The organism is Azospirillum oleiclasticum (assembly GCF_013423485.1).
Taxonomy (GTDB): domain Bacteria; phylum Pseudomonadota; class Alphaproteobacteria; order Azospirillales; family Azospirillaceae; genus Azospirillum; species Azospirillum oleiclasticum.
In genome coordinates, this window is the sequence record NZ_JABFFR010000035.1 from 91,577 (window position 1) to 107,679 (window position 16,103).

Below are 16,103 nucleotides of genomic sequence, written 5' to 3' on the forward strand. Positions count from 1 at the left end.
GTGACCGCGCCTCAGGCGGCTTCTGCCAGACGGCCCGACGGGGCGCCCAGCAGGGTGGTGCGGTACATCATGCGCCGCTCGTCGTCGCCATAGTCGCCCAGCGCGATGTGGATGGCGCAGCGGTTGTCCCACATCAGCAGGTCGCCCGGCTGCCAGCGGTGGCGGTACACATTCTCCGGCACCACGGAGTGCTCGTAGAGGAAGCGCAGGATCGGCGCGCTCTCCTCCTCCGTCATGCCCTCCAGCACCATGCTGGTCATCTCGGCGACGTAGAGGGCGGGGCGGCCGGTCTCGTCGTGCACGCGGGCAACGGGTTGCAGCACCGGCGGGTTGCGGCGGCGGATGTCGGCCAGCTCCTCCGCCGAGCGGCGGGAGCGCGTCTCCTTCGCCACCGTCATGTCGTGCAGCGCGAAGCGACCCTCCAGCATGGAACGGAAGGCGGGGGTCAGCGTCTCCCACGCCCGGTACATGTTGGCGAACATGGTGTCGCCGCCGGCCGACGGGGCTTCCTGGCAGTAGAGCAGCGAGCCCATGGCCGGGCGGGTGGTGGTGGACAGGTCGGAATGCCACTGCCGCCCGACCGCCAGCCGCTTGCCGGTGTTCTCGAAGTTGGTGACCAGCAGGATCTCCGCGTGGTCGGGGTGGCGGAACTTGGGGATGCTGTCGTGGTCGTCGAGCGCGCCGAAGCGGCGGCTGAAGGCGATGTGCTGCTCGTGGGTCAGGTCCTGGCCGCGGAAGACCAGCACGATGTGCTCCAGCCACGCCGCGCGCAGGCGGCGGACGACATCCTCGGTCAGCTCCTCGCGCAGGTCGAGCCCGACCACCTCGGCGCCCAGCGCGCTCGCCCGTTTCCTGATGGTGACATCCGACATGGGTGGCGTTTCCTCACACTCCGGTGAATTTCGTCTGGTCGGCCCAGAAGAGCAGGCGCCGCTGGATGCGGTGCATGATCACGTGCAGCACGATGCCCATGGACGACAGGCACACCAGCGCCCCGAAGACGCCCGGCGTGTCCAGGTTGAAGTTCATTTGCAGGATCAGGTTGCCGAGCCCCTTGTTGGAGCCGACGAACTCCCCGACGATGGCGCCCAGGATGCTGAAGATCACCGCCACCTGGAGCCCGGCGAAGATCATCGGCAGGGCGCTCGGCAGCCGCACCATCCAGAAGATCTGCCAGCGCGTGGCTCGCAGCGAGCGCATCAGCTCGATCCGCTGCGCGTCGGTGGAGCGCAGGCCGGCGATCACGTTCACCAGGATCGGGAAGAAGGACAGGATGGCGGCGATGATGACCTTGGAGGTCATGCCGAAGCCGAACCACATGATGAACAGCGGCGCGATCGCCAGCTTCGGCGTCGTCTGGATGGCGATCAGGTAGGGGTAGAGCGTCTTCTCGACCAGCCGGAACTGCGCGATGACGCTGCCGATCCCGATGCCGGCGACCGCCGCCAGCACAAATCCCATCATCGCTTCCGACAGGGTGTAGAGCCCGTGTTCGATGTAGACGCCGCTGCCGAGCCGGTCGATCAGCGCGCGGGCGATGTCGCTGGGTGCGGGGAAGATGTAGGTGGGCACGCCCATACCGCGGATGACCGATTCCCACACCGTGACGGCGATGACGAACAGGCCGGGCACCAGGATCCATTCCGGCTTCTCGCGCAGGAAGCGGCGGATCGGGCGGCGGGGTTTGGCTGATGTGGAGACGCCGGTCATGGTGCGCGTGGTCATTCGATGCCCCCCCTGGCTTTGAACTGGGCGCGGATGCGGCGGGTGATCTGGCCGAAGCGGTCGCTGCCCATGCTGTCGAGGTCGCGATCCTCCGGCAGCTCCACCTCCACGAGGTCGGCGACGCGGCCGGGGCGCGGCGACAGCACCAGCACGCGGGACCCCAGGAACACCGCCTCCGGGATGGAGTGGGTGACGAACACGATGGTGGTGCCCGAATTCCGCCAGATCCGGCGGAGCTCCATGTTCATGGTCTCGCGGGTCATGGCGTCGAGCGCGCCGAACGGCTCGTCCATTAGCAGGATGCCCGGCTCGTGCAGCAGGGCGCGCGCGATGGCGACGCGCTGCTGCATGCCGCCGGACAGCTCCCCCGGATACTTTTCCTTGAAGGCGCCGAGCCCGACCATGTCGAGCAGCATCTCCGCCCGCGCCCGGCTCCTCGCTTGATCCAGCCCCAGCACCGCCGCCGGCAACATCACGTTGGCCAGGGTGTTCTTCCAGGGCAGCAGGACCGGGCTCTGGAACACCATGCCGATGTCGGCCTGCGGCCCCGTCAGCGACGCGCCGCGGATGCGGATGTCGCCGCTCGTGCGGTCGATCAGCCCCGCCAGCATGCGCAGCAGCGTCGATTTCCCGCAGCCGGACGGGCCGACGATGGTGACGAACTCCCCCTCCGCGATGTCGAGGGAGATGGGGCCCATCGCCTGGATGCGCTCGCCGTCGATGGTCTCGTAGATCTTCTCAAGGCCGTCGATGCGGATGGCGGGCGGCTTCGCCGGCCGGTCCCCGCTCGGCTCCCGTCCCGGGTTCGTGGCGACCGCGGTCATTCTAGCGCTCTGCATGGGCTGATCCCTCCGCCTCCAGCAGGGCGCGGGCGTGGTTCAGCCCGCCCCCCGCGGCGACGATGTCCTGGAGAAAGGGCGACAGCGGCTCCACCTGGAATTCCCGCCCCGTGGTCTCGTTGGCGATGCGCCCGGCGGCAAAGTCCACCTGCAGCGCGTCGCCGTCGTTCAGTTCGGCGATGACCTCCGGCCCGGCCACCAGAAGCGGCACGCCGACGAACACCGCCAGCCGGAACGGCCCGCGCGACACCGTCTGGCAGATCAGCCCGACGCCCATCTCCTTCATGGCGAGGAAGGGGTGGCTGTGATGGCTGCCGTTGGCGAAATTGCGGCCGGTGACCAGCACGTCGCCGGGCTTCGCCCGCTCCGGCAACTCGGGCCGGACCTCCGCCAGCAGGTGGCGGCGCAGCACGGCCGGGTCGTACTCGAACACATGCTGCGGCGGGATGAGCTGGTCGCTGGCGAGATCGTCGCCGAAGCGCCAGCAGCGGCCCTGGAACCCGGCCGTCATGGCGCCGTCTCCCTGGTGTGTGCGGGCAGATAGTCGCGCGGGTCGGCGATGCGGCCGGCGATGGCGGACGCGGTCACGGTCAGCGCGCTGCCCAGATAGATGATGGCGTCGCGGCTGCCCATGCGGCCCGGGTCGTTGCGGGTGCTGGTGCTGATGCGCGCCTCCCCCGCGGCGAGCTGCGCCAGCCCGCCGAAGCAGGGGCCGCAGGTCGGCGGGGCGATCATGGCCCCGGCGGCGGACAGGCGGGCCAGCACCCCGGTTTCCATGGCCTGCTGGTAGATCCGCTTCGTCGCCGGGATGACCAGCATCTGCACGTCCGGATGCACCGTGCGCCCGTTCAACAGATCCGCGGCGGCGGTCAGCTCGGCCAGCGTGCCGGACGCGCAGGAGCCGATGTAGGCGTGCTGGATGGCGGTGTCCGCCAGCTCCGACACCGCCCGCACATGGGTGGGGTTGGGCGGGACGGAGACCCGCGGGGTGAGCGAGGAGGCGTCGATGGTGACCACCGCGGCGTAGCGGCAGCCGGGGTCGGCGCGCACCGGCTCCACCCCGAACACGCCGCGCGCGGCCAGGAAGGCGGCGCAGCGCTCGTCCACCTCCGCGACCGCGGACTTGGCACCCATGTCGATGCACAGGCCGCAGAGCGTCATGCGCTCGGGCACGGTCAGCGCCTCGACCGCCGCGCCGCCGAACTCGATGACGCGGTAGTTGGCGAGGTCGGCATCGACCTCGGCCATGGTGGCGAGCACGAGGTCGCGGGCGGTGACGCCGGGCGGGCAGCGGCCGGTGATCTCCACCCGCACCGTCTCCGGCACCTTCACCCAGATGCGCCCGAGCGCCAGGATCATGGTCAGCTCGATGCTGAAGGGTACGCCCAGCGCGCCGACGCCCCCCAGCGACGGCGTGTGGGTGTCGGCCGCCGCCACGAAGTCGAGCGGGCGCACCAGCCCGCGCTCGACCACCAGCGGGTGGGTGATCCCCTCCCCGTCGAACAGGTGGCCGACGCCGGTCTCGCGCGCCAGCAGGCGGGTGCGGCGGTTGCGCTCCGCCCCCTCCTTGGAATGGACGGGAACCTCGTGGTCGATGGCGACCACCACCCGCTCCGGCTTGGCGAAGCGGTGGATGCCGTTCTGCCGCAGCCGGGCGACGTAGGCGGGGAACGACACCTCGGGCGTGGTCACGAGGTCGGGCGTGGCCCAGACGATCTCGCCGGGCTCGACCCGTTCGCGGCCGCTGGTGCGGGCCAGGATCTTCTCGGCCATGGTGGCGGGCGTGCTTGGAAACATGGGAGGCTCAGGTCTCCGCGGTCAGCGAGCGCTCGAAGGCCGTCAGCGCGTCCACGCCGAGCAGCCGGTTGAGCGACGCGAAGGGGGTCATGTCCGGCACGGCGTGCGCGGTCGTGCCGGTCTCCATCAGCTCGCGCAGCAGGCGGCTTTGGGCGGCGGCCGAGATTTGGATCAGCGACAGCGCGTAGATCGCCATCGCTACGCCGGCGGCCTCCAGCTCCTTCAGGGAATGCAGCGGGCGGATGGTCTCCGCCGGCAGGTGGATCACCGGGACGGAGACCGCCGCGGTGACGGCGGTGAACTCCTCGTGGGTGGTCAGCGACGGCACCATCACGGCGTGGGCCCCGGCCGCCTCCATCGCCTTCGCCCGCCGCACGCACTCGTCCAGCCCGTGCAGGGTCATGGCGTCGGTGCGGCCGATGATCAGGAAATCCGCCGACCGGCGTGCCTTGCGGGCGGCGGCCAGCCGCAGCGCCATCTCGTCGGGCGGGACCAGCGCCTTGCCCGGCATGGCGCCGCAGCGCTTGGGCATGATCTGGTCTTCCAGATGGATGGCGGCCACGCCCGCCGCCTCGAAGGCGCGCACGCACTCCGCGATGTTGGCGGGGCCGCCATAGCCGGTGTCGGCGTCGGCGATGACCGGAAGGCCGGTCGCCGCGGCGATCTCCGCGGCGCGGGCGACCATCTGGGTCATCGTCAGGATGCCCACGTCGGGCTTGCCGACGCTGGCCGAGACCGAGAAGCCGGACATGTAGACGGCCGGGAAACCGGCCTCGGCGATCAGCATGGCGCCGAAGGCGTCGTGGCACCCCGGCACGGGCGTCGTGCCGTCCTGGGTCAGAAGGGTGCGCACCACCGCTCCGGGATGCGGCATCTCGGGTCTCCTGCTGGAACCTGTGTCGAAGGGAACGGCGCCGGTCAGTCCAGCGCCTTGGCTTCACGCCTCACGGCGTCGGCGTCGAAGTCGTTGATCGCCTGCACGAACTGGTTCGTGTAGAGATCCTTCGGGTTGACGTCGCCCTTCAGCTCGCCGGTCGCCTTCATGAAATCGACCATGTCGACGATCGCCTGCTCGGGGAACTCGCCCCACTTCTCGCCCTTCTCCAGCTCCAGGAACTCGGCGCGGACCTTCAGGATGTGCATGCCCTGGCGGAACGCCTCGTCGTCGGACACGCCGCTGCCCTTGGTCGCGGGGTAGACCTTCCAGTGCGTGCGCACGGTGCCGGCCGGGTTCTCCAGCGACATGACCGTGCCCTTGGCGACGCAGCGCAGCAGCTTGGCGATCACGTCCGGGTGCGACTGGATGTAGTCGTCGCGCACGAAGTAGGAGCTGCCGAACTTCAGCTTCTCGGCGTAGGGCGAGGTGAAGCGGCGCAGCTTCAGGCCCATGTTCTCGGCGGTGGCGATCTGGCTGTCCCAGGTGCCCCAGACATCGACGCGGCCGGAGGTCAGCGCCGCCACCGCCTGCGCCCCGACGCCGGTCTCGACGATGGTGATGTCCTTCTGCGGGTCCATGCCGGCTTCCGCGATCATCCCCTTGATGATGGCGACGAGCTGCGCGCCGTAGGAGACGACGCCCATGGTCTTGCCCTTGAAGTCCTGGATGGACCTGATCGGGCTCGACTCCTGCACCACCGGGAACTGGAAGTTCTTGCGCATGTTCAGGTACACGGCCTTGAGCGGTGCGCCCTGCGAGCGGGCGATCACCGCGCGGCCCGGTCCCATCAGCACGAACTGCGCCTGGCCCGCCAGCACCGCCTGCGTCGCGGCCGACGAGTTGGTCGGCTGGATGGTCACGTCCAGCCCTTCCTTCTCCCAGCACTTGGTGGCGATGGGGACGGAGGTGTTGTTGGCCTGCGAAGTGTCCAGCACGTTGGTGCCGATGGCGATGGTGACCGCCTGCCGGCCGGCGGCCGAGGCGGGGGCCGCGAGCGCGCCGAGCCCCGCGACGATCGCGGCGCCGGCCATCCATGTCGACTTCATCCTTGTCCCTCCCGATGGGTTGGCGGTGGCGCTCTTCATGGCGCCCCGGTGTGTTGTCCCTTGATCAGACCGGCCCCGGCAGGGCGGCGGCCGGCATGGTCGTGGCCTTGGCCCCGGCCGGGCGCCGTGCGGCGTCCGGCGAGCCGAAATGGCTGGAAATGGCGTCCGCGGCCTCGGTGACCGCGGCGCGCATGGCGTCGTGCTGGCTGAGGAAGCGCTGGGTGACGGCGCTGAGGTTCAGGCCGGCGACCACCGCGCCGTCACGCCCGAGGATCGGCGCCGACACGCCGGACGCACCCACCTCGCGCGTGTCGATCGATTCCGCGAAACCCTGGTCGCGTATGGCGGCGAGGTCGGCCCGCAGCGCCTCCGGCGTGGTCAGGGTGTTCTCGGTGAAGCGTTCCAGCCGCGTCTCGCGCAGATATTCCTCGATGCGGCCTGCCGGCAGGAAGGCGAGCTGCACGCGGCCGATGGAGGTGCAGTAGGCCGGGCGCAGCGGCCGGTCGTCGGTGTCGTAGCGCACCTCCTTGGGGCTGACGACCTTGTGCAGCACGCGGACCTGGAGGTCGGGGCTGAGGGTGCCGAGGAAGCACGTCTCGCCTGTGCGCTCCACCAGCGCCGCCATCACCGGGCGCGCCACATGCAGCAGCCGCGCGTGCAAGCCCCCGACCCAGCCCGACGCGTGCTGGAACAGCGCGTGCAGCCGGTAGCGCCCGTCCGGCCCGCGGGTGGCGTAGCAGCGCGCGTCCAACGTCTTCATCAGCATGGTGGCGCTGCTTTTGGGGATGCCCAGCATGTCGGCGATGTCGGTCAGCCGCAGGCCGCGCTCCTGATCGAGCGACAGCATCTCGAGCACGTCCAGCACCCGTTCCGCCGACTTGACCACAACGAACCCTTCCTGTTCATATATGTGAACACTGATCATCAGTGCGCACAATGAATGTGGTCGTGTTTGCTTCTATCGTCAACGAATATTTTAAGGACCAAGAAGAAATTATAGAAGTTGTAGAAGTAATCGTTCAACACGACGGCGGCTCCGCCAATATCATGGCGGAGCTTCGCAATAAAAAATACCCGGCGGTCAGTGTCCGGTGAACCGGGCCCGTCTTCGTTCCTTGAACGCGGCGCGCCCCTCGACGAAGTCGTCGGTGCTGAACAGCAGCGTCTGGTGGTCGAGTTCGGCGGCGAGTATTTGGTCGAGCGGGGCGGGGCCGCGGGCGAGCACCGCCTTGGTTGCGGCGACCGCCACCGGTGGGGCCTCCGCCAGTTCGCCCGCGAGTGCCCGCGCCTCCTCCAGCAGAGCGTCGTCCCGAACGCAGCGGTCGACCAGCCCCAACCCCAGCGCTGCCTCGGCGTCGATGATGGCTGACGTGAACAGCAGGCGCCGCGTCGCCGCCGTGCCGATCCGCTGCGGCAGCGACCACAGCAGGCCCATGTCGCCCATCAGCCCGACCTTGCCGAACACCGCGCCGAAGCGGGCGGCGGGGGAGGCCAGCACCACGTCGCAGGCGGCGGCCAGCGACAACCCGGCGCCGAAGGCCGCACCGTTGACCGCGGCGATCACCGGCTTCGGCCCGGCGACGATCAGGCGCAGCAGCTCGTGCGAGCGCGCCAGCCGCCGGCGGATCGCCAGCGGGTCGTGGTCGGGCAGGCTGTTGAGGTCGCCGCCGGCGCAGAAGGCGGCCCCCGTACCGGTCAGCACAATGATGCGGCAGTCGGCCGACGCCACCAGCTCCGACAGCGCGTCCATCAGAGCGTCGCGCAGCGACGGGGTCAGGGCGTTGCGGGTCTCCGGCTCGTTCAGCGCGACCACCGCCACGCCCTCGGCCAGGTCCACGGTGACGGACGGGGATGCGGCGGTCATGGCTCCACCACCAGCCGCTTGGCCTTGTGCTGGGCGCGGGGCAGAGAGCCGGCGGGCACCGTCTCCACCACCGCACGCACGCGCAGCCGATCCTTGACCGCCGCCGCCAGTTCCGCCGCGACCCTGGCCGCGTCGGCCGCGGACAGCGGCTCCACCTGGAGCCGGATGGCGTCGAGCAGGCCGGTGTCGGGGTTGCGGACGGTGGAGTCCACGACGATGCGGTACTCGTCGGTCAGGCCGGCGGTGCTGCGCACCACCTCCTCCACCGCCGAGGGGAACAGGTTGATGCCGCGCACCACCAGCATGTCGTCGGCGCGGCCGCGCACCCCGCCGATCAGTCGGGCGTGGGTGCGGCCGCAGGCGCAGGGGCGGCTGTCGCGGCACAACACGTCGCCGGTCCACCAGCGCACCAGCGGCCCCGCCTCCTTGTCCAGATGGGTCAGCACCAGCACGCCGGGCGTGCCGTCCTCCACCGGTTCGCCGGTCACGGCGTCGACGATCTCCGCGTAGGCGAAATCCTCGGCCAGATGCGGGCCGGTCTGGGCCGGGCAGTCGAAGCCGATGGGTTGGAACTCCAGGCTGCCGTAGGCGTCGCAGCAGCGGGCACCCCACAGCTCCTCGATGCGCCGCCGCGTCGCCGGCACCGCCCCGCCCGGTTCGCCGCCGACGATGATGGCGCGCACGGTGGAGGCGGCGGGGTCGTAGCCCATCTCCCGCGCCACCGCGCCCAGATGCACCATGAAGGACGGCGTGCCGCACAGCACCGTGGTGCCGAAGGCGGCGATGGTGCGGATCTGCCGCTCGGTCTCCTGGCTGCCGGCCGGGATCACCGTGGCGCCCAGCCGCTGGAAGCCCGCCGTGGCCCCCAGCCCGCCGACGAACCAGGTGTAGGTGAACAGGCACTGGAAGATGTCGCCCGGCCCGATGCCCTGCGCGTGCGCGTAGCGGGCGTAGAGATCGGCCCAGCGCTCCAGGTCGCGCGCCGTCCAGAACTGCGGCACGGGGGCCGCCGTGGTGCCGGACGAGAAATGGACGCGGGCGACCGTCTCCCGCGGCACAGCCAGGAATTCACCCCAGGGTGGGCTGTCGGCGACGCTGCCCACGTAATCCGTCTTCTTCGTGAAGGGCAGGGCGCGCAGATCCTCCGGGCTGCGGAAACCGCGCGGGTCGAACCCAACCTCCTCGAAGCGCTTGCGGTAGAAGGCGCTGTCGCGGCCGAGCCGTTGGAGCTGGGTGGCCAGCCGGTCGGTCTGGTGCGCGGTGATGCGGTCGCGCGACCAGGTCTCGCAGGAGTCCCACACCGGCAGGTTTGTGGTCGTCATGGCGTCGTTCCCAACCCACGCAGCGCGAAGCGCGCGATCTGTTCGGCGATGCGGCGCCGCTCCGCCTGGGACTGGTTGCGCCGCTGGCGGTACCAGATGGTCGTCCAGTTCAGCGCCCCCAGGAACGGCTTCACCACCAGCCCGACCTCCTGCGCCGGGATGGCGCCGGCCTCGACCGCGCGCGCGATCTCGGCGGCGAACAGCCCCTCGTACTCGTCGCGCAGAGCCAGGATCTCGCGCAGCGTGCTGCGCTGCTCCGGCGTCGTCTGGCCAGCGAGGTGCATCTCCAGCCCCTGCACGGCGACGCGCTGGTAGGCCAGCTCGTTCATGATCACCAGCAGATGGGCGACCGCCATGTCGAACAGCCGGTCGAGCGGGGCCTGCCCCTCCTTCGCACAGCCGCGCACCGCGGCGAGGTCCATCGCCATGCCGCGCTTGTGCACGTCGAAGAACAGGTCGGCCTTGCTGCGGTAGTGGTGGTAGATGCGCCCCTTGGTGCAGCCCAGCACCTCCGCCACGTCGTCGATGCTGGCCGCGGCGTAGCCCTTGCGCATGAAGGCCTTGGCCGCGGCGTCGAGGATCTCGGTGCGGGCGCGGTCGCCGTCGAGGATGGCGGCGGTGTCCGTGGCGGCGTCGGTGGCGGTGGTCATTGGGCGGCCATCATTCCGGTTGGGCGGTCGGCCGGCATCCTATCAGCGTCGGCGTCGGGCGCGTGCTCCGCCTTGATGGCCCGGGCGATGACGAGGCGCTGGATCTCCGACGTGCCCTCGTAGATTTCCGTCGCCCGCTGGTCGCGGTAGAGCCGCTCCACGACGTTCGGCTTGACGAAGCCGGCGCCGCCGAAGACCTGCACGCCGATGTCGACCGCCTCGTGCGCCATCTCGCTGCAGAACAGCTTGGCCTGGGCGCCGATGACCGTCACGTCCTCGCCCGCGTCGAAGGCGGCGGCGGCGGCGTAGGTCATCATGCGGCCCGCCGAGAGCCGGGACGCGAGGTCGGCGAGCTGGAAGCCGACGCCCTGATGATCGATGATCGGTCGGCCGAAGGCGCTGCGCGTGGTGGCGTGGCGCGCCGCCGCGCGGTAGGCGGCCAGCGCGATGCCGCAGGACTGCGCGGCCACCGAGATGCGCCCGACCTTCAGCGCCGCGATGGCGAGGGCGAAGGCAGCCCCCGGTGCGGCCAGCACCGCGTCCTCGGCGACCAGCGTGTCGAAGGCGAGCCGGGCGTTGACGGTGCCGCGCATGCCCATCTTGTCCTCGAACCCCACCGCGGTCACGCCGGGCTGGGTGGCGTGCACGAGGAAGGCGGCGATGCCGCGATGGCCGCTGCCCGGCACCGTCTGGGCGAAGACCACATAGGTGTCGGCCACCCCGCCGCCGCCGATCCAGCATTTCTCCCCGCGCACGCGCCAGCCGTTCCCCTCGCGCACCGCCGACGTGGTCATGCTAGCCGGGTCCGAGCCCGCGTCGCGCTCGCTGAGCGCGAAGGACACGCTCTTCAGCCGGCCGTCGCCGTGGGTGAGGTAGTCGGTCTTCTGCCGCTCCGTCCCGGCGAAGATCACCGGGTTGGCGCCGAGCTGGAGCGTGGCCACGATTCCGGAGGTCGAGGAGCAGCCGGTGGCGATCGCCTCGATCACCGCCGACAGCGCGGTCAGCGAGGCCCCCTCGCCAAAGGGTTTCGGCAGGAACAGCCGGTCGATGCCGGCGGCGGCCAGCCGCTCGACATTCTCGGTCGGGTAGCGCTGGGCGGCGTCCACCGCCGCGGCGTTCGGGGCGAAGAACTCTTCGGTCAGCCGCTGCGCGACCGTCTGCCAGCGCCGTGCCTCGGCGTCCAGCGCCGGCTCCCAAACCGTCGGCACGGCCTTGCGGCCCGGTCCCCTGCGGGTCGTCTCCACGCGTCGCTCCTCCCGAACACATTCGAATTCCGCTTGCATTCAACGTACTCGGTAGTATGTTTGTCGTCAAGTGGTTCAATGAACATATGATAAATCAGTATGTTAGACCGTTTCATTGGTCCAAGCACGGATTTTATACGTGAATGGCCGGTGGGCGGGAGACGCCGGGAGGACACGAAGAGACCCCATGGCCATCGACCTCGATCGCCTGATGAGCTGGCCCGTCCCCGAGGGGCGGCAGACGCTCACCCCCAAGGACTGCATCCTCTACGCGCTGGGTGTCGGGCTGGGCGCCGACCCCACCGACGAGCGGCAGTTGCGCTTCGTCTACGAGAAGGATCTGCGGCCCCTGCCGACCATGGCGGCGGTGCTGGCCTATCCCGGCTTCTGGCAGCGCGACCCGGCGCTGGGGCTGGACTGGGTGCGGCTGCTGCACGCCGAGCAGGCGGTGGAGATCCACCGGCCGTTGCCCGTGGAGGGGGTGCTGGTGGGGCGCACCCGCGTCACCAACGTGGTGGACAAGGGCGCGTCCAAGGGCGCCCTGCTGTTCCAGGAGCGCCGGGTGGAGGATGCCGACGGCAATCTCCTCTGCACGGTGTCCATGACCTCCTTCTGCCGCGGCGACGGCGGCTTCGGCGGGCCGTCCGGGCCTGTGCCGGTGCCGGCGGCGGTGCCCGGCCGCGCGCCCGATCGCGTCCACGACCTGCCCACCCTGCCGCAGGCGGCGCTGATCTACCGGCTGTCGGGTGACTACAACCCCCTGCACGCCGAACCGGCGATCGCCAAGGGCGCCGGCTTCGAGCGGCCGATCCTGCACGGGCTTTGCACCTTCGGCGTTGCCGGCCACGCGGTGCTCGCCGCCTGCTGCGGCTACGACCCCGACGCCATCCGCGCCATCCGCGCGCGCTTCACCGCCCCGGTCTATCCCGGCGAGACGCTGCGCACGGAGATGTGGATCGAGGGGGTGGACGACATCCGCTTCCGCACCCGCGCCGTGGAGCGGGACGTGATCGTCCTCAACAACGGCCAGGTGCGCACCGCCAAGCCGGTGGCCGCCGACACCGGGAGCAGCGCCGATGCTTGACCAGGACACCCGCCGCCAGATCCTCGACGAGCTGTCCCGCTTCGTGGCGGAGGAGCTGATCCCCGCGGAGCCGACCGTCGCCGAGGAGGGCGCGGTCCCCCGCCACCTGATCGACGCCATGGCCCGGCTCGGCCTGTTCGGCATGGCGCTGCCGGAGGAGTGGGGCGGCCTCGGCCTGACCATGGAGGAGGAGGTCGAGCTTCTGTTCGTCCTCTGCCGGGCCAGCCTGTCCTTCCGCTCGGTGCTGGGCATCAACAACGGGGTCGGCTCCTTCGGCATCCTGAAATTTGGCAGCGAGGAGCACAGGCGCCGGCACCTGCCGGCTCTCGCCAGCGGCGAGCGCATCGCCGCCTTCTGCCTGACCGAGCCGGATTTCGGCTCCGACGCCGCCTCCATCCGCACACGGGCGCGACGGGATGGCGACTCCTATGTGCTGGACGGTACCAAGCGCTACATCACCAACGCCCCGCACGCGGGCGTCTTCACGGTGATCGCCCGCACCGACCCGGCCAGCACCGACCACCGCGGCCTGTCCGCCTTCCTGGTCGAGCGCGGCACGCCCGGCCTGTCGGTCGGGCCCACCGACCGCAAGCTGGGGCTGGCCGGCTCGCACACCGCCGACGTGATCCTCGACGGCTGCCGCATCCCCGCCGATGCCCGGCTGGGCGAGGAGGGGGAGGGCTTCAGGATCGCCATGTCGGCGCTGGAGCGCGGCCGCATCGGCATCGCCGCGTCGGCGGTCGGCATGGCGCAGCGGCTGATCGACGAGGCATTGGCCTACGCCACCCAGCGCCGCACCTTCGGCAAGCCCATCGCCGAGCACCAGCTCGTCCAGGCCATGCTGGCCGACAGCGAGGCGGAGGCCTTCGCCGCCCGCAGCATGGTGATCGAGGCGGCGCGTCGCCTCGACGCCGGCCTGCCCTGCGGCAAGGAGGCGTCCTGCTGCAAGCTCTTCGCGACCGAGATGGTGGGCCACGTCGCCGACCGGGCGCTGCAGGTCTTCGGCGGGGCCGGCTACATGCGCGACTACCCCATCGAACAGCTCTACCGCGACGTCCGCGTGCTGCGGATCTACGAGGGCACCTCGCAGATCCAGCAGCTCATCATCGCCAAGCACATGATCCGCGACGGCGCCTCGCCGTTGCGCCGCCAGTGAGGGAAGCGCCATGACGGAATCCTACAACCCCGACCGCGTGCTCGACGGCAAGGTCGTCCTCGTCACCGGGGCAGGGCGCGGCATCGGCCGCGGCATCGCGCTGCTGGCCGCGGCCCATGGCGCCAAGGTGGTGGTCAACGACGTCGGCGCCAGCGGCACCGGCGAGGGGCAGGACACCACGCCCGGCGAGGAGGTGGCGGCCGAGATCCGGGCATCCGGCGGCGAGGCGGTCGCCAACGCGGACTCGGTCGCCAGCTACGCCGGGGCGGAGCGCATGGTGCAGCAGGCGCTGGATTGCTTCGGGCGCATCGACGGGGTGGTCAACAACGCCGGCATCCTGCGCGACGCCATCTTCCACAAGCTGGCGCCGGAGGACTGGGACGCGGTCGTCGCGGTCAACCTGACCGGCCCCTTCAACGTGTCGCGCGCGGCGGCCCCGCATTTCCGGGGACAGAACGGCGGCGCCTTCGTGCACATGACCTCGGCCTCCGCCCTCATCGGCAACTTCGGGCAGGCGCATTACTCGGCGGCCAAGCTGGGCGTCACCGCGCTGTCCAAGTCGATCGCGCTCGACATGCAGCGCTTCAACGTCCGCTCCAACTGCATCTGCCCCTTCGCCTGGACGCGGCTGGTCGCCACCATCCCCGGCGACACCCCGGCCGAGCGGGAGCGGGTGGAGCGCATGAAGCAGATGTCGCCCGACAAGATCGCCCCGCTCACCGTCAGCCTGCTGTCCGACGCCACCGCCGAGGTGACCGGGCAGATCTTCGCGTCCCGCAACCACGAGATCTTCCTGATGGGGCAGTCGCGCCCGCTGCGCGGCATGCAGCGCGAGGGCGGCTGGACCCCGCACCACATCGCCAGCCACGCCATCCCGGCGATGCGGGCGATGTTCTACCCGCTGGACCGCTCCAGCGACGTGTTCGGCTGGGACCCGGTGTGAGGAGCGACGGCACCATGGCTTCCGACACCACCCCGCCGCCGGTTGGCATCACCGGCTGCGGCGCCTGGATCCCGCGCCGCCGCATCGCCCGCAAGACCATCGCCGGGGCGCACGCGTGGTTCAACCCGGCCCTGTCGGGCGGCGCCCGCGGCCGGCGCGCCCAGGCCGGCTGGGACGAGGACAGCGTGACCATGGCGGTTGCCGCCGTGCGTGGTGCGCTGGGGGGCGCCGATCCGGCGCGCGTCTCAGCCCTCTGGCTCGCCTCCACCACGCTTCCCTTCGCCGACCGCCAGAACGCCACGCTGGTGGCGGAGGCCTGCGGCGTGCCGGGGCCGGTGCGCACGCTGGACCTTGCCGGCTCGCTGCGCGCCGGCACGGGCGCGCTGCTCGCCGGGCTGCTGGATGGCGGCCTTCCCGCCGGTGCCACCGCGGTGGTCGCCGCCGCCGACACCCGCCGTGCCAAGCCGGCGAGCGCCGACGAGCTGGCCTTCGGCCACGCCGCCGCCGCGGTGACGCTGGGCCGCGAGGGCGTCATCGCCCGGCTGCTGGCTTGGCGGAGCGAGAGCGAAGACCTCGTCGACCACTACCGCGCCGCCGGCTCCGACCATGATTACCGCTGGGAGGAGCGCTGGGCGCGCGACGAGGGCGTGGTGCGGCAGGCGCCGCCCGTCGTCCGCGTCCTGCTGGAAAGCGCCGGCGTGGCCGCGGCCGAGGTGGCGCGGGTCATCGTGCCGGCGGCTTCCGCCGGTGACGCCCAACGCATTGCCAAAGCCTGCGGGCTGGCGCCCGACCGCGTGGTCGACACGCTGGCCGACGGCTGCGGCCACGCCGGTGCCGCGCACCCGCTGCTGCTGCTGGCCCGCTGCCTGGAGGACGCCGAGCCCGGCGAGCGCATCCTTGTGACGGGCTTCGGCCAGGGCTTCGACGCGCTTCTGTTCGAGGTGACCGACGCCATCCGCGACCGCCGGCCTGCGGCCACCATCTCCGAGGCGCTGGCCGGCGGGTGGGAGGATGACAACTATCTGCGCTTCCTCGCCTTCGAGGGGAATGTGGAGCTGGAGACCGGCATCCGTGCGGAAGCCGACCTGAAGACCGCGCACTCCGTCGCCTACCGCAGCCACGCGGCGGTGACCGGCCTTCACGCCGGGCGCTGCACCGCCTGCGGCACCGTGCAGTTCCCGCCCGAGCGGGTCTGCGTCAACCGCGACTGCGGCGCCATCGACCGGATGGAGCCCTACCGGCTGGCCGACCGGCCGGCGCGGGTGGTGTCCTTCACCCGCGACGCGCTGGCCTATCACCCCGACCCGCCCGTTGAATACGGCATGGTGGAGTTCGAGGGCGGCGGGCGCCTACTGGCGGAGTTCACGGAGTGGGAGCGCGTGCCGCTCGCCGTCGGGGCCGAGGCCCGGCTGGTCTTCCGCATCAAGGACCAGGACCGCATCCGCGGCTTCCGCCGCTATTTCTGGAAGGCCGTTCCGGCCACACGGGGGGAATGA

The 16,103-nt window shown here is 71.0% G+C and carries 16 protein-coding genes; 4 read left to right on the plus strand and 12 right to left on the minus strand.

The window, feature by feature from the left end:
* Nucleotides 1-11 precede the first annotated feature (11 nt).
* From HL658_RS28705 to HL658_RS28760, 12 genes are all read right to left on the minus strand, one after another.
* Complete coding sequence (locus HL658_RS28705) at nt 12-872, minus strand: TauD/TfdA dioxygenase family protein (RefSeq protein ID WP_180285761.1); 861 nt, start codon at nt 870-872, stop codon at nt 12-14.
* Nucleotides 873-885: 13 nt separating this feature from the next.
* Nucleotides 886-1,725, minus strand: coding sequence for an ABC transporter permease (locus HL658_RS28710; RefSeq protein WP_211109881.1), 840 nt, complete (start codon nt 1,723-1,725; stop codon nt 886-888).
* A complete protein-coding gene (locus tag HL658_RS28715) occupies nt 1,722-2,564 on the minus strand; it encodes an ABC transporter ATP-binding protein (protein WP_246337997.1) in 843 nt (280 codons plus the stop codon). Before HL658_RS28715 ends, HL658_RS28710 begins: the two co-directional genes overlap by 4 nt.
* Complete coding sequence (locus HL658_RS28720; protein ID WP_180285760.1) at nt 2,551-3,075, minus strand: LeuD/DmdB family oxidoreductase small subunit; 525 nt, start codon at nt 3,073-3,075, stop codon at nt 2,551-2,553. The genes HL658_RS28715 and HL658_RS28720 overlap by 14 nt, the downstream gene beginning before the upstream one ends.
* Entirely contained in the window at nt 3,072-4,361 is a 1,290-nt protein-coding gene (locus HL658_RS28725; protein WP_180285759.1) for a 3-isopropylmalate dehydratase large subunit, read from the minus strand. The genes HL658_RS28720 and HL658_RS28725 overlap by 4 nt, the downstream gene beginning before the upstream one ends.
* A gap of 7 nt (nt 4,362-4,368) precedes the next feature.
* Nucleotides 4,369-5,235, minus strand: coding sequence for an isocitrate lyase/PEP mutase family protein (locus HL658_RS28730; protein WP_180285758.1), 867 nt, complete (start codon nt 5,233-5,235; stop codon nt 4,369-4,371).
* Between the two features lie 44 nt (nt 5,236-5,279).
* Entirely contained in the window at nt 5,280-6,344 is a 1,065-nt protein-coding gene (locus HL658_RS28735; RefSeq protein WP_180285757.1) for an ABC transporter substrate-binding protein, read from the minus strand.
* A gap of 64 nt (nt 6,345-6,408) precedes the next feature.
* Nucleotides 6,409-7,230 (minus strand): IclR family transcriptional regulator domain-containing protein, encoded by an 822-nt coding sequence (locus HL658_RS28740; RefSeq protein ID WP_180285756.1) that lies wholly within the window; start codon nt 7,228-7,230, stop codon nt 6,409-6,411.
* 195 nt (nt 7,231-7,425) lie between these two features.
* The gene (locus HL658_RS28745) at nt 7,426-8,208 is read right to left on the minus strand and encodes an enoyl-CoA hydratase/isomerase family protein (RefSeq protein WP_180285755.1); all 783 of its coding nucleotides are present in this window, start codon (nt 8,206-8,208) and stop codon (nt 7,426-7,428) included.
* Complete coding sequence (locus HL658_RS28750; RefSeq protein ID WP_180285754.1) at nt 8,205-9,530, minus strand: phenylacetate--CoA ligase family protein; 1,326 nt, start codon at nt 9,528-9,530, stop codon at nt 8,205-8,207. Before HL658_RS28750 ends, HL658_RS28745 begins: the two co-directional genes overlap by 4 nt.
* Nucleotides 9,527-10,180 carry a TetR/AcrR family transcriptional regulator gene (locus HL658_RS28755; RefSeq protein ID WP_180285753.1) on the minus strand — a complete coding sequence of 218 codons (654 nt, stop codon included), beginning with the start codon at nt 10,178-10,180 and terminating at the stop codon, nt 9,527-9,529. Before HL658_RS28755 ends, HL658_RS28750 begins: the two co-directional genes overlap by 4 nt.
* On the minus strand, nt 10,177-11,424 hold the full coding sequence (locus tag HL658_RS28760; protein WP_211109882.1) for an acyl-CoA dehydrogenase family protein: 1,248 nt from the start codon (nt 11,422-11,424) through the stop codon (nt 10,177-10,179). Before HL658_RS28760 ends, HL658_RS28755 begins: the two co-directional genes overlap by 4 nt.
* Nucleotides 11,425-11,611: 187 nt before the next feature.
* Here HL658_RS28760 and HL658_RS28765 point away from each other — a divergent pair, with 187 nt between their 5' ends.
* The 4 genes from HL658_RS28765 to HL658_RS28780 are packed head-to-tail and all read left to right on the plus strand — an operon-like array spanning nt 11,612 to nt 16,103.
* Nucleotides 11,612-12,508: a MaoC/PaaZ C-terminal domain-containing protein gene (locus HL658_RS28765; RefSeq protein ID WP_180285752.1), complete on the plus strand. Its 897-nt coding sequence runs from the start codon at nt 11,612-11,614 to the stop codon at nt 12,506-12,508.
* The gene (locus tag HL658_RS28770; RefSeq protein WP_180285751.1) at nt 12,501-13,664 is read left to right on the plus strand and encodes an acyl-CoA dehydrogenase family protein; all 1,164 of its coding nucleotides are present in this window, start codon (nt 12,501-12,503) and stop codon (nt 13,662-13,664) included. Before HL658_RS28765 ends, HL658_RS28770 begins: the two co-directional genes overlap by 8 nt.
* A gap of 10 nt (nt 13,665-13,674) precedes the next feature.
* Nucleotides 13,675-14,607 (plus strand): SDR family NAD(P)-dependent oxidoreductase, encoded by a 933-nt coding sequence (locus HL658_RS28775; RefSeq protein WP_180285750.1) that lies wholly within the window; start codon nt 13,675-13,677, stop codon nt 14,605-14,607.
* Between the two features lie 14 nt (nt 14,608-14,621).
* On the plus strand, nt 14,622-16,103 hold the full coding sequence (locus HL658_RS28780; RefSeq protein WP_180285749.1) for a 3-oxoacyl-[acyl-carrier-protein] synthase III C-terminal domain-containing protein: 1,482 nt from the start codon (nt 14,622-14,624) through the stop codon (nt 16,101-16,103).